Origin of the sequence: Aeromicrobium stalagmiti, assembly GCF_013283745.1 — a bacterium.
GTDB classification, from domain to species: domain Bacteria; phylum Actinomycetota; class Actinomycetes; order Propionibacteriales; family Nocardioidaceae; genus Aeromicrobium; species Aeromicrobium stalagmiti.
Genome location: NZ_JABSTZ010000004.1, coordinates 221,463 through 235,040, shown reverse-complemented (window position 1 = coordinate 235,040; position 13,578 = coordinate 221,463). Strand labels below are relative to the sequence as shown.

The following is a 13,578-nucleotide window of genomic DNA, read 5'->3' as shown; positions in this document are numbered from 1 at the left end:
CTCCCGCGACTTCGTCGCTAGGGGACGGAGATCGCGGAACCTCGTGAGGGGACGGGGATCGCCACACCTCCTGAGGGACGGAGATCTCGATGGCGGGTGTCAGGCGGGGATGGTCTGGGCGACGGCCCGGTTGGCCGCCGAGACGACCGCCCGCAGCGACGCCGTGACGATGTTCTCGTGGATGCCGACGCCCCACACGGTCTCTCCGGCGACGTCGCACTCGATGTAGGCCGCGGCGAACGCGTCGCCGCCCGACGAGAGCGCGTGCTCGGAGTAGTCGAGCAGCCGGATGTCGGCGCCTGCCTGACGCATCCCGTCGATGAACGCGGCGACCGGGCCGTTGCCGGCGCCCTTGAACTCCTGCACCTCGCCACGCACCCGCAGCTCGACGACCTGCTGGTCGCTGCCGTCGGTCGCGGTGATCGAGCTGAAGCTCTCCAGCCGGTAGGGCTCCTCGCGCTGGAGGTACTCGCCCTGGAACGCGGCCCAGATCGCGGCAGGCTCGATCTCGCCGGCCTCGCCCTCGGTGAGCTGCTGGACGATCTGGCTGAACTCGATCTGCAGGCGACGCGGCAGGTCGAGCTGGTGGTCGTTCTTGAGGATGTAGGCGACGCCGCCCTTGCCGGACTGGCTGTTGACCCGGATCACGGCCTCGTAGGACCGGCCGACGTCCTTGGGGTCGATCGGCAGGTACGGGACCGCCCACGGTGCGTCGTCGACCTCGACACCGGCGGCCGCGGCGTCGATCGCCATGTGCTCGAAGCCCTTCTTGATGGCGTCTTGGTGCGAGCCGCTGAACGCGGTGTAGACCAGGTCGCCGCCGTAGGGGTGGCGCTCCGGGACGGGCAGCTCGTTGCAGTACTCGACCGTGCGGCGGATCTCGTCGATGTCGTGGAAGTCGATCTGCGGGTCGATGCCCTGGCTGAAGATGTTGAGGCCCAGCGTCACCAGGCACACGTTGCCGGTGCGCTCGCCGTTGCCGAACAGGCAGCCCTCGATGCGGTCGGCGCCGGCCATGTAGCCCAGCTCGGCGGCCGCGACACCCGTGCCGCGGTCGTTGTGCGGGTGCAGCGACAGCACGATGCTGTCGCGCCGCGGCAGGTGCCGGTGCATCCACTCGATCGAGTCGGCGTAGACGTTGGGGACGGCCATCTCGACGGTGGCCGGCAGGTTGATGATGAGCGGCCAGTCGGGCGTCGGGTCGATGACCTCGATGACGGCCGAGCAGATCTCCAGCGCGTAGTCGAGCTCGGTGCCCGTGTAGGACTCCGGCGAGTACTCGTAGAAGATCTTCGTGTCGGGCACGTGGATCTCGGCGTACTTCATGCACAGCCGCGCGCCCTGCATCGCGATGTCGGTGATGCCGTCCTTGTCGAGGCCGAACACCACGCGGCGCTGCAGCGTCGACGTCGAGTTGTAGAAGTGCACGATGGCCTGCTTCGCACCGACCAGAGACTCGAAGGTCCGGTCGATCAGCGACTCGCGGCACTGGGTGAGCACCTGGATCACGACGTCGTCGGGGATGTGGCCGCCCTCGATCAGCAGCCGGACGAAGTCGAAGTCGGTCTGGCTCGCGCTCGGGAAGCCGACCTCGATCTCCTTGTAGCCCATGCGCACGAGCAGCTGGAACATCGCCAGCTTGCGGGGTGCGGTCATGGGGTCGATCAGGGCCTGGTTGCCGTCACGCAGGTCCACGGCGCACCAGCGCGGCGCCTGCGTGATGGTCTTGGCGGGCCACGTGCGGTCGGGCAGGTCGATCGGCGCGAAGGGCTGGTAGCGCTGGAACGACATGCCGCTGGGGCGCTGGGGGCTGTTGGCGTAGCTGGTCATCGGATTGTCCTCGGGGTGTTTGTCTGGTGGTGCTCGTCGGGCTGGCGGCCGGGACGTGACAAACTCCGCGCCGAGGGGTCCGACCTAGAGGACCTCGACGCGGCAGAGAAGAAGCGAGCGGATCTGCAGCACATGCCTAGGCTAGCAGCATGACCTCTGACGCCAGCACCGATCACTCCACCACGGGCGCCTACGTCCACGCGGGCCAGGAGTTCGACCGGGACATGAACTACATCCCCGACCGCATCGTCCGCGAGGGCACTGACACCGAGGGTCGTCCCGCGTGGCCCGTCGAGGCCGGTCGCTACCGCCTCGTCGTCGCCCGCGCGTGCCCGTGGGCCAACCGCGCGATCATCGTGCGCCGACTCCTCGGCCTCGAGGACGCCATCTCGATCGGCTACTGCGGACCCACGCACGACAAGCGCAGCTGGACGTTCGACCTCGACCCGGGCGGCGTCGATCCCGTGCTGGGCATCGAGCGCATCCAGGAGGCCTACCTCAAGCGCTACCCCGACTACCCGCGCGGCATCACGGTGCCCGCGATGGTCGACGTCCCGACCGGCCAGGTCGTCACGAACGACTTCCCGTGGATCACGCACGACTTCTCGACCGAGTGGACCCAGTTCCACCGCGAGGGGGCACCCGACCTGTGGCCCGACGCCGTGCGCGACGAGATGGAAGACGTCATGAAGCGGATCTTCACCGAGGTCAACAACGGCGTCTACCGCTGCGGCTTCGCCGGGTCCCAAGAGACGTACGAGGCAGCGTACGAGCGGCTGTGGACCGCTCTCGACTGGCTCGAGGAGCGGCTCACGACCCGGCGGTTCCTGATGGGCGACACCATCACGGAGGCCGACGTGCGGCTCTTCACGACCCTCGCACGCTTCGACGCGGTCTACCACGGCCACTTCAAGGCCAGCCGGCAGAAGCTCACCGAGATGCCGGCCCTGTGGGCCTACGCGCGCGACCTGTTCCAGACGCCGGGCTTCGGCGAGACGACCGACTTCGAGCAGATCAAGAAGCACTACTACGTCGTGCAGACCGACATCAACCCGACGCAGATCGTGCCGGTGGGCCCCGACCCGGCGGTGTGGCTGACGCCGCACGGCCGCGGGTCGCTTGGCGGGCGCCCCTTCGGCGACGGCACCCCGCCGGAGCCCGAGGTGTTGTGACCTAGGACGTCGCCCGCGCCATGATCTCGTCGATGACGTCGGTCTTGGCCGCGGCGTAGTCGTTGGTGTCGTCCCACGTGCGACCGGCGAGCGAGCGCTTGACGTCCTCGTAGCGCTGCCGGTCGTCGGGGTGTGCCCGCAGCCAGTCGCGGAACACCAGGTGGCGCCGCTCCCACTCGCTGCCGATGGCGCAGACGTGCACGTGGACGTCGAGCTCGGGCGTGCGAACGAGCCGGTGCCCTGGCTCACGGACCCGCAGGACGTAGCCGGCGGCGACGAGGTCGGGCACGTAGGCGGCCTCGTCCTCGGGGTCGGCCACGCTCACGTCGATGTCGACGATCGGCTTGGCCGCGAGGCCCGGGACGCTGGTGCTGCCGACGTGGTCGATGCGCAGCGCCCGGTCGCCCAGCGCACTGGCGATGCGCCGACGCTCGTGCTCGTACCGCTCGGCCCAGGCGGGGTCGTGCTCGACGAGCTCGATGTGGCGGCGCTCGGGGCCGCCGATCAGGACGATGTCGAGGTCGAGCTCACTCATGTCGCCAGTCTGCCGGTGTCCGGCAGTCGCGTCACCCGGGCCGGGCCACCCAGCGACCGTGGGAGCAGGGCGGCACGAACGCGCTCGAGGGTGCCGGAGCCGGCCCGGATCGAGGAGACCACCGCGATCAGGTCGGCGACGCCGTCACCCTCCAGCTGGGCGTCACGCGCGAAGCGGGTGGCCTCGACTCGCCGCAGCAGGCGCTCGAGCGCCTCGGCATCGACGCCGTCGCGGTCTCGCAGCCGCCCGGCGAAGCCCCGCGGGGTGTCGGCGGCCGACGCCGGGATGCGGAAGTCGCGCGTGACGTCCTCGAGCTCGGCCCACAACGGTTCGACGCCGGTGTGGCCGCGGGCCAGCCGCCAGCGACGGCGCGAGGCCCGGACGAGCCACGGGGCGGCTCCGAGGACCAGCAGGGCCCCGAACGTGATCAGCGCGGTGCGCGGTGCGGTCTGGGGCTCGTCGGTCGTCGGAGCCGGAGCGCTGTCGATCTGGTTCTGCTGGCTGCGGTCGGGCTGGTTGGGCGCCGCCTCGTCCTCCGGCGTGCTCTCCGGCACGGCTGCCGCCGGCTCCTCGAAGACCGTCGACGAGCCGACACTGGTGGTCGGGTCGAACCGGGTCCACCCAACGCCCTGGAAGTAGACCTCGGTCCAGGCGTGCAGGTCGTCGGACGTCGCCTCGTACTCGGTCTCGCCGTCCTTGTCGCCGATGACGGCGCCCGGTGCGTAGCCGATCGCGATGCGTGCCGGGATGCCCAGCGACCTGGCCATGACGGCCATCGCCGACGAGAAGTGGACGCAGTAGCCGGCCTTGACCTCGAGGAACTTCGCGATGACGTCGACGCCGTTGCCGTCGTAGTCGTCGGCGGCCGGCGCGGTCTCGGAGTAGGTGAAGCCGCCGTTGCTGCGGAACCAGTTCTGCAGCGCCTGCACCCTGTCGTAGTCGTTGTCGGCGTCGGCGGTCACCTCCAGCGCGGTGTCGCGGATGACCTGCGGCATGTCGGCGGGCAGCTCGACGTACGACTCGAGCTGCGGCCCGACGGTCGTGTCGATGGCCCGCAGCTGCTCGGCCGTCGGCTGCACGTCGAGGCTGCGCACTGTGTAGGTCTCGCCGCGCGAGTCGTCCTGCTCCGACATCAGGGTGAGACCGGCCCGCTGGAAGCGCCACTCGCCCTGAAGACCCCTGACGTCGATCAACGACGGATAAGGCACCGGGAGGAAGGTGCTGCGCAGGCCCTTGATCGAGATCGTGGTCGAGGTCTGCTCCCGGTCGATGTCCTCGCGCAGCGTCGACTCGCCCTCGAACGGGTCGAAGCGCCTTGTCCGTGTGGGGGCCCAGGTCGTGCCGGTGAAGTCACGCAGCGTCGCGACCTTGAGGTATTGCGCGGTGTCGGCCGTCGTCGTGTAGGTCAGCGCCTGCACCGTGGAGTTGCGGCGCAGGTTCTGCCCCAGCTCGAGCATCGGGTTGATGCCTCGTCCGAACACTGTCGGTGGCGGCTTGCCCCAGCTGGCGGCGACGGCGCTGACGTCGGGCGAGACCGCCGGGAAGCCGACCGCCCCGACGAGAGCCGCGGCGCCCACGACCAGCGCCGGCACGGCTCCTCGCCGGGTCTGGCCGGTCGTCGCCGTGCGCGAGCGCAGCAGCACGAGCCAGAGAGCGGCCACCGAGACGAACAGCCAGACCGCCGGCGTCTCGCCGGAGATCAGGGCGGGGGTGACGAACACCGCGAGCAGCAGGATGCCGACCAGGGGCACGGCACGTCGACGCTGCAGCAGCACGTCGGCCACGATGACGATGAGTCCGAACGATGCCGCCACGACCAGGACGATCGGGCGAGCCGCACCGACGGGTGCCTGCTCCTCGACGATGATCTCGCGCGCCGACCGCCCCAGGTCGGCGAGCCCGCGGACGGTCTCACCGGTGGGGATGATCGAGACGAGCGTCTCCGGCACGAAGATCCAGGTGATCGCGATCAGCTCGACGACGACCGCGAACGGTGCGACGAGCCGCAGGCCGAGCCCGCGCAGGACGGCGCACGTCGCGCCGGTCATCAGCGCGATCAGCATCGTCGTCACGCGCCAGTCGTTGCCGGCGATGACGGTGCCGAAGCCGACGAGCAGCAGGAACAGGGCCACCGCGATGACGGCGTGGTCGAACCACGTCTCGCCGGCGGTGCGGGACGGCGTTCGGGGGTGGGGGTCAGCTCGCAGCATCGGCACGCACTCCGTCGAACTGGGCCCACAGGTCGGCGACGTCGTCCTGGGGCCTGTACTGCACCACGTTCCACCGAGCGCCGTCGAGCACGTCGAGCGCCTCACCCGGGGTTCCGGTGGCCACGAAGGCCAGGATCGAGCTCGACCCTCCGAGGGCGGCAACCCAGTGGCGTGCGCGCTCGGCGGACAGACGTCCCAGCACCGCGAACGCCGTGCGCTCGGCCTCGACCCGTGCGTCGTGGTCGTGCTGCTCCGGCTCGACGACCGCCAGGTCGACCATCGCGTCCTCCAGCGTGTCCTGCCCCTCGGCGACCAGGCGGTCGACGGAGCGTCCGTTGGACTGCAGCGTCACCACGTAGCCCGCCCTCACCAGGTGCGCCGAGATGGATGCGGCCGCGACGACGCACCACTCGAACGACGCGGAGTACTCCCACAGGTCCTTGCGGTCACGCGCGGTGCCCTGGCTCCGCGGCTCGCAGTCGAGGTGCACCGCAGCACGGGGCGTGACCTGCTGCTCCTCCTGGCGGACCATGAGCTCGGCGCGGTGGGCCGTCGCCTTCCAGTGGATGCGCTTGAGCGCGTCGCCGGGCAGATAGGTGCGGGCGATGATGTCGTCGTCGCCGACACCCACGTGCTGCGGAGCCGGACGCGTCGCCCCGTCCTCGCTGGAGCCGCGGGGCGAGATCGGCGGCAGGTCGACCCGCCGTGGCAGCACGGTGAGCGGCTCCGCCGCGCCGAAACGGTGCCGGCGGAAGACAAGACCGAACGGGTCCTGCACGTCGACCTGCAGGGGCCCGACGGCGTGGAGCCCGCGACGCAGACCCTGCAGGGCGTACGAGAAGGAGATCCGCGACTCGCCGCTGCGGCTGCCGCCGAGCGCCGGCAGGATGCCCGACGACTCGCCGGAGATGCCGTGCGGGAGATGGTCCTCCCACCGCGCCTCGAGGCACGGCAAGACCGACAGGTTGGTGACCCGCACCGACGCCCGCGACTGCGCACCCGGCTGGACGACCTGGGGGGCGAACGATCGCTCGATGCGCACCCTCGAGTGCCCGACGAGCACGAACGCCGTGGAGAGGATCACCATCGCCAGCAGCAGGCCGGTGACGTAGAGCATCGCTGGCAGCGAGAGCAGCGGTGCCAGGGCGAAGCTGACGACGGCTCCGACCAGGAAGCCGATGCCGCGGCGGGTGAGGATCACCGAGCTCGCTGCCCGGCGCAGGCGGCCGGTGGGCCCGTCGGTGGCCACGTCAGCCCGGCTGGACGGCGCCGGCCGGCACTGGCGTCTCCGCGACGATGCGGGCGACCACGTCCTCGACCGAGGCGACACCTCGCATCGGGATGAGACGGTGCGGCAGCACGACCGGCACCAACGCGTCGATGTCGTCGGGCAGCACGAAGTCGCGGCCCTGGACGGCGGCCCGCGCCTTTGCAGCGCGGACGAGCTGCAGGGTGGCGCGGGGGCTGGCGCCGAGCCGCAGCTCGGCGTCGGAGCGGGTCGCCTGCGCGAGGTCGACGGCATACTGCTCGACCGACGCCGACACGTAGACCGCCCGCGCCACGGCGATCATGCGCTGGACGTCCTCGATCGTCGCGACGGCGTCGAGCCCGTCGAAGGGGTTCTCTGCATCGCGCCCGCGCACCATCGCCAGCTCGGCGGCGGCGTCGGGATAACCCATCGAGATGCGCGCCATGAACCGGTCGCGCTGGGCCTCGGGCAGCGCGTAGGTGCCCTCCATCTCGAACGGGTTCTGGGTCGCGACGACCGTGAACGGCGCGGCGAGCGTGTAGGTCGTGCCGTCAACGGTGACCTGCCGTTCTCCATCGCCTCGAGCAGCGCGGACTGCGTCTTGGGCGAGGCACGGTTGATCTCGTCGCCGATGACGATGTTGGCGAACACCGCGCCCGGCTTGAACTCGAACTCGCGGTCGACCTGGTTGTAGACCGACACGCCGGTGATGTCGGACGGCAGCAGGTCGGGGGTGAACTGGATGCGGCGCACCGAGCAGCTGACCGATCGGCCCAGCGCCTTGGCCAGGACGGTCTTGCCGACCCCGGGGACGTCCTCGATGAGGAGGTGCCCTTCAGCGAGCAGGACCACCAGTGCGGCTTCCGCGGCCTCGGGCTTGCCGTCGATGACCTTCTCGATGTTGCCGAGAATGGCCCGCGCTACGGTCTCGAACTCCATACGTGATGGTATGCACATCGGGTCAAACCCGCAGCGCTGTTCGCGTGAACGTTCAACCAGCCGTGGCCCTCAGGTCGGGCACGAGTCACGGCAGGAAGGCGGCCTGGACGCCGAACGTGGCGGTCTTGCCGTCGGCGACGACCGCCGTCACCTCGACCGCATCGATCGTGAGCATCGAGCCGTAGGGCGCGGCCACGAAGCCGGCCGATCCCTCGCCGGGTCGCAGCCAGACGAAGCGGCTGCCCTCTGCCGCGTGCATCTCGCTGGGCGTGAACGACCACGACGTGACGGTCGTGGCACCCGCAAACGCGACGATGTCGAAGCGTCTGACGTCCTCGCACGAGGTGTAGTCGAGACCGAGCCGCAGCGACTCGATGCCCGCGACCGCGAATCGGACGCCGCCGGTGCCGGTCAGCCGGCACTCGACCAGCGGCGCTTCACCCTCGACGACAGCGATCGTCGTGCTCTCGGGACGGACGGGTGTGTGGTCGCTCGCCGCCACGTCGACGAAGTGGCGCTCGCGCACCAGGGGGACGGAGGCGTTGACCGCCGGGCGGCGACTCGCGCCGCGCACCCGGGCCGACGGCTCCGGCGACCTCGACGCGACGACGAGGGTCCACGTGTTGGCGAGCGGCTCGACGTGGTGGGCCCAGAGCCCGGCGCCGGCGAGCATGTCCTTGAGCCGTGCGACGTCGAACACCGAGACGTGTCCCCACACGTGCTCGAGCCGTCCGTGCAGCGGGACGGAGAAGACCAGGTCGGCACCCTCGGGCAGCGCCTCGGCCAGGATGCGCAGGGCGTCCTCGGCGTCGTCGACGTGCTCGAGCACCTCGCAGCAGATCACCAGGTTCGCCTCGGTCGCCGCGACCATCTCGGGGGTGAGCGCGAAGAGGTCACCCTCCTCGAGCCGGATGTCGGCGTCGGCCAGGCCGTTGGCCTCGAGCAGCCGGTAGGACTCGTCCACCCAGGTGTCGATGATGTCGATGCCGTGATAGCGGGCGACGCCGCGGCCGCGGATCAGCTGGGCGGCGAGATAGCCGCGCCCGAAGCCGACGTCGAACACCCGGTCGCCGGCGGCCGCGAAGTCCATCGTGCGCCGGTAGCGCAGCCGGTTGACCGCGCTCTCCTCGATGTCGACCATCATGCGACCCTCGGGGCTCTTGAGCAGCTCGATGGTGTCGTCGGCGTACTGGTGCCAGGCCTCGAGCTCGTGCCCGAAGACCCGCTTCGCCGCGCTCGTGCTGAGCCGCTCGTAGGCGTCGACCAGCAGCCAGCCGGCGTCGACCGCCGCCGCCTCGGTCGGGTCGGTGACCCGCCGCTCAGGCGCACCGTCCGAGCGCTTGGGCCCCTGCGTGACGCGCACCCACCGTCCGGGAACAGGCTTGGCGCTGCGTCGGGCCTTCGGCAGCGCGGCCGGCTTCGCAGGGGCCGGCAGCCCCTTGACGAGCACACGGGTAGCGGTCCTGATGCGTCGCGACGCGCGAGCGGTCAGGGAGGAGGAGGGCATGCGCCTCACCCTAGGGGAACTGCGTGACAATCCGGCCGAAGCCCGCCGCGCGACACACCCTCGTCGGCGGGGCGTGACACTGGACCCATGACCTCGCTGCTGATCGTGCACCACTCCCCCACGCCCACGACCGGGCGTCTGCTCGACGCCGTGTTCGCCGGCGCATCCGACGACGCGATCGAGGGCGTCGAGGTCGTGGTGCGGCCCGCCCTGGAAGCGACCGCGGACGACGTGCTCGCGGCCGACGGCATCCTGCTCGGCACGAGCGCGAACTTCGGCTACATGAGTGGAGCGCTGAAGCACTTCTTCGACACGATCTTCCTCGAGGCGGGTGGAGCCCTCGGCGAGGACGGATCCGCTGGGGCGACCAGCCGTGGCCGCCAGCCGTACGGGCTCTGGGTGCACGGCCGCTACGACACGACGGGAGCAGTGCGCTCGGTCCAGGGCGTCGTGCAGGCACTCCCCTGGGCCCAGGCCGCCGAGGTGCTCGAGGTCGTCGGCGACGTCGAGCAGAAGCACCTCGACCGCGCGTACGACCTCGGGGGCACGGTCGCCGCGCTGCTGATGGGGTGAGGCTTGACCTGCCGGGGAGAATGGAGAGGTGACCCACCGCGTCCCCGATGCCCTTCCCACCCTCTCCGCCGGCTCCCACGACTCGACCAACGGCGAGGCCTGTGTCATGGAGTACGTCTCGCTCTTGGCCGGCGAGGAGTGGAGCGATCGCCCCGACTGCACGCACGAGCTGCTGGCGCACGAGGCACGCACCGTCAACGACCTGCTGCGCGAGAGCGATCGCTCCCGGCTGGTGCCGCTGATCGGCCGACTGTTCGGCACGACCGACGACTCTCCGACGCTGCGCGCCCGGCTCCGTCTTGCCCAGGCCCGGCAGGTCATGGCGCTGCTCGAGCCCGCTGCACGCCCTGCGGTGATCGCTGCGGTGCAGCGCGCAGAGAGCCTGATCGACGCGGACGACGCCGCGGTCACGGTCCACGACGCGTTCACCGACGCCATGCAGTTCCCGATCACCCACGGTGACCTCGACGGCGAGCACGTCGAGTTCCACGAGCGAATGGCCCGCATCTTCCCGTTCGCCCTGTCGCCCGACCTCGGCGTCGCCGAGGCGTATGCGCTGGCCGCCCTCGTCATCGCCCACAAGGTCGCAGCCTCGGGCGAGTGCCGCGCCGACTGCGGCAACAGCCCGGCCCGGGCACGTCGCATGGTCAAGGACCTCTCGGGCCTGATCGACGTGTACGACGAGGTCACCGGCCGCCTGGTCCGCGAGGTCACGGCCGACGAGATCCGCGAGCTCGCGGACAGCCTGTCCTGATCGCGGCCGCCGATCCAGTACGGTCGGAGGCCAGCCAGCGAGAGGGACAGGGATGCAACGTGCGCACCTGGTCGGGGGACTCGTCCTCCTGGCCGCCATGACGACCGGATGCACGAGCAGCGACGATGGCGAGGCGTCGTCCGGCGACACGGCGCCGAGCACCGAGAGCACCGCGGCCGCCAAGGTCAGCCCCAAGACGCTCGAGGGCGCCTGCAGCCTGCTGGTCGGCCCGGCCGCGCGCTACGTCGACGACGCGTTGGCCGCCGGTGAGGCGGTGAGGACGAGCGGCGGAGCGCTGGCGAACGTCGATCGGGCGACCGAGGTGCAGAACCAGCTGTTCACGGTGGTCGCCGAAGGCCCCGCCGAGCTGAAGGACCCGGCCGGTCAGCTCGTCGACTACCTCGACGACCCCGAGGCCTACGTCGAGGCGGGCGACCTGGACCCACTGGTGACCGAAGCCGCCGTGGAGATCAAGAAGACCTGCGAGGGCTGACGGCCCACGCTGACACCACGGCGGCTATCGCTCCCAGTGCGCCGGCCGGACCAGTCGGTCGGGGATCACCGACCGGGCGTCACCGGTCGCGGCGTTGACCTGCACCTGGGTCAGGAACAGCGCCCCGGCGAGGTCGGCGCCGTGCAGCTTGGCGTCCCGCAGGTCTGCCCCGATGAGGTCGGCGGTGCGCAGGTCGGCCTCGCGCAGGTCGGCGGCGATCAGCAGCGCGCCGCGCAGGTTGGCGCCGCGCAGGTCGGCACGTCGCAGCCGCGCGCCCAGCAGGTCGGCACCACGACGCTCCGGCCCGGGGTGCGCTGCACGCACGTGACGGCTCACCTGCTGGAGCACCGGATCGACCCGAGCCCGGTGGGCAGTGAGGTCGATCGACGACAGGTCGTCGGCCGACGAACGGGTCAGGGCCTCGGTCTCGGCGAGGGCGTCGGCCACCTGGTCACGCACCACCTCAGCCTCGGGACGCTCGACGGCCTCCAGGAGATACCAGAGCATCTCGTGCAGCTGGCGCATGACCGGCAGCGCGGCGAACATCGACGCCGACGTCGCGGGGTCGTCACGCCAGCTCACACCGGCATAGGTCAGCTGCGACACCTTCTGGCCGGCGCCGAAGCAGTCGTAGACCGTGCAGCCCCGATAGCCCTCGTCACGCAGGTGCGCGTGGATGCCGCAGCCGAAGCCGTCGTCGAGGTTGACGCACGGATCGCCCGCCGCCTTGTCGACCGGGAAGTCGGCCGACCGCTCGAACGCCAGGGCGACGCAGCACAGGCCGAAGCAGCTGCCGCAGTCGGCGACCAGATCCAGTGACTCCACGCCTGAACCCTACGTCGACGCGTTGACGATCAGGCGTGTCCGGGGTCTCGTCTAGGCTGGTGGGGCGGGCTCTAAAATTCGACATTCTGACTGCGATTGCAGACAAATAGTTGTTGCCAGGCGTTGCGTCCGGCCGGCCACGAGAGGTATGATCGAACATATGTTCTAGCTCTTTCCGGAGTCCGCATGATCATCGAGCAGCTGTCGTCCCTGTCCGTGGACGCCGCTGCGCTCGAGCCCTGGTCCCTGACCGGAGCCGAGGTCCGCGAGATCGTCAAGGCCGCCCAGCAGGCCCGGACGTCGCTGGATGCGTTGCTGTCGCGCCTGGCCGGGTGCGCCGACGACATGGGCCTGCCCCACGACGACGCTGCGACGTCGACCACGGCGTGGATGGCCAACCTGACCGGCATGTCCAAGGGCGAGGCCGCGAAGCTGGTCGGACTGGCCACGGTGACCAACGGATGCACCGAGGCCGCCCGTGCCGCCTGGGCGGCAGGTGAGATCTCCACCGACCAGGCCGGGGTGATCATGAGGGCGATCGATGCCCTGCCCGACTGGGTCGACGACGCGCCCCGCGCCGACGCAGAGGCCCATCTGATCAAGCTGGCCGGTGAGCACAATCTCGATGACCTCAAGCGCCTCGCCAACCGCGTGCTCGAGGTCATCGACCCCGACGGTGCCGACGAAGAGCTGGGGAAGAAGGTCCTCGCCGAGGAGCAGAAGGCGTTCGAGGCGACCCGCCTGTCGATGCGACGCCGCGGCGACGGCACCACCCGGATCTCCGCCGTGGTCGCCGACGCTGACGGTGACACGTTGCGCGCTGCGGTCGAGGGGATCATCGCGCCGCGTCGCAACGCCAACGCGGCCGAGGCGTTCGGGTTCGACCTCGACGGGTGGAGGGCCTTGCCCCGGGACCAGAAGATGGGCCACGCCTTCGTTGAGCTCATCGCCCACCTGCCCACCGGCGCACTCCCCCAGCACGGCGGGCTCGCAGCCACCGTGGCCGTCACGGTCGACGTCGACAACCTCCGCACCGGCAACGGCACCGCCACCAACACCTCGGGTACCACGACCTCCGCCGCCAAGGCGCAGCGCATGGCGTGCAACGCTCAGCTCGTCGCCCTCTACCTCGACGCCGAGTCGAAGATCCTCGACCTCGGCACGACCCGACGCCTCTACGACAAGCACCAGAGGATCGCCCTCGCCCACCGTGACCGGGGGTGCATCTTCCCCGGCTGCGATCGGCCGCCCGCCTGGTGCGAGGCCCATCACATCACCTGGTGGACGGAGGGCGGCCCGACAGATTTGGCCAACGCAGCGTTGTTGTGCCACTTCCACCACTTCCTCGTCCACGAGGGCGAGTGGGGCATCGTCATGGCCAACGATGGCATCCCCGAGGTCATCCCACCCCCGCGCATCGACCCCGACCGAGTTCGGCGACGACACGCCAGATTCACCCGGCAAGAACCCCGCGCCGCGTGAGTCAGGGAG

The 13,578-nt window shown here is 70.6% G+C and carries 11 protein-coding genes and 1 pseudogene; 5 read left to right on the top strand and 7 right to left on the bottom strand.

The window, feature by feature from the left end; translation table 11 throughout:
• Positions 1 to 99: 99 nt before the first annotated feature.
• On the bottom strand, positions 100 to 1,830 hold the full coding sequence (leuA, locus tag HQK15_RS15845) for a 2-isopropylmalate synthase (RefSeq protein WP_173492470.1): 1,731 nt from the start codon (positions 1,828 to 1,830) through the stop codon (positions 100 to 102).
• A 149-nt stretch (positions 1,831 to 1,979) separates the two neighbouring features.
• Here leuA and HQK15_RS15840 point away from each other — a divergent pair, with 149 nt between their 5' ends.
• Positions 1,980 to 3,002, top strand: coding sequence for a glutathione S-transferase family protein (locus HQK15_RS15840; RefSeq protein ID WP_173492469.1), 1,023 nt, complete (start codon positions 1,980 to 1,982; stop codon positions 3,000 to 3,002).
• Between the two features lies 1 nt (position 3,003).
• Here the strand turns inward: HQK15_RS15840 and HQK15_RS15835 are convergent, their stop codons facing one another.
• The 5 genes and pseudogenes from HQK15_RS15835 to HQK15_RS15815 all read right to left on the bottom strand — a co-directional run bounded on the left by HQK15_RS15835 (position 3,004) and on the right by HQK15_RS15815 (position 9,442).
• Positions 3,004 to 3,537, bottom strand: a complete 534-nt coding sequence (locus HQK15_RS15835; protein ID WP_173492468.1) for a GrpB family protein — start codon at positions 3,535 to 3,537, stop codon at positions 3,004 to 3,006.
• Entirely contained in the window at positions 3,534 to 5,747 is a 2,214-nt protein-coding gene (locus HQK15_RS15830; RefSeq protein WP_173492467.1) for a transglutaminase TgpA family protein, read from the bottom strand. The genes HQK15_RS15835 and HQK15_RS15830 overlap by 4 nt, the downstream gene beginning before the upstream one ends.
• On the bottom strand, positions 5,734 to 6,996 hold the full coding sequence (locus HQK15_RS15825) for a DUF58 domain-containing protein (RefSeq protein ID WP_173492466.1): 1,263 nt from the start codon (positions 6,994 to 6,996) through the stop codon (positions 5,734 to 5,736). Before HQK15_RS15825 ends, HQK15_RS15830 begins: the two co-directional genes overlap by 14 nt.
• 1 nt (position 6,997) lies before the next feature.
• Positions 6,998 to 7,935 (bottom strand): annotated as a pseudogene (locus HQK15_RS15820) (AAA family ATPase).
• 85 nt (positions 7,936 to 8,020) lie between these two features.
• Entirely contained in the window at positions 8,021 to 9,442 is a 1,422-nt protein-coding gene (locus HQK15_RS15815) for a class I SAM-dependent methyltransferase (RefSeq protein WP_173492465.1), read from the bottom strand.
• Positions 9,443 to 9,529: 87 nt separating this feature from the next.
• On the opposite strand from HQK15_RS15815, the gene HQK15_RS15810 reads away from it, so the two are divergent.
• From HQK15_RS15810 to HQK15_RS15800, 3 genes are read left to right on the top strand one after another with little or no spacing between them, the layout of a single operon-like run.
• Entirely contained in the window at positions 9,530 to 10,015 is a 486-nt protein-coding gene (locus HQK15_RS15810) for a flavodoxin family protein (protein ID WP_173492464.1), read from the top strand.
• A 28-nt stretch (positions 10,016 to 10,043) separates the two neighbouring features.
• Positions 10,044 to 10,769, top strand: a complete 726-nt coding sequence (locus HQK15_RS15805) for an isoprenoid biosynthesis enzyme family protein (protein ID WP_173492463.1) — start codon at positions 10,044 to 10,046, stop codon at positions 10,767 to 10,769.
• A 52-nt stretch (positions 10,770 to 10,821) separates the two neighbouring features.
• A complete protein-coding gene (locus HQK15_RS15800; protein WP_173492462.1) occupies positions 10,822 to 11,262 on the top strand; it encodes a hypothetical protein in 441 nt (146 codons plus the stop codon).
• Positions 11,263 to 11,286: 24 nt separating this feature from the next.
• Here HQK15_RS15800 and HQK15_RS15795 read toward each other — a convergent pair whose 3' ends face one another.
• Positions 11,287 to 12,087 (bottom strand): pentapeptide repeat-containing protein, encoded by an 801-nt coding sequence (locus HQK15_RS15795; protein WP_173492461.1) that lies wholly within the window; start codon positions 12,085 to 12,087, stop codon positions 11,287 to 11,289.
• Positions 12,088 to 12,273: 186 nt separating this feature from the next.
• On the opposite strand from HQK15_RS15795, the gene HQK15_RS15790 reads away from it, so the two are divergent.
• Positions 12,274 to 13,569 carry an HNH endonuclease signature motif containing protein gene (locus tag HQK15_RS15790; protein ID WP_173492460.1) on the top strand — a complete coding sequence of 432 codons (1,296 nt, stop codon included), beginning with the start codon at positions 12,274 to 12,276 and terminating at the stop codon, positions 13,567 to 13,569.
• Positions 13,570 to 13,578: the final 9 nt, after the last annotated feature.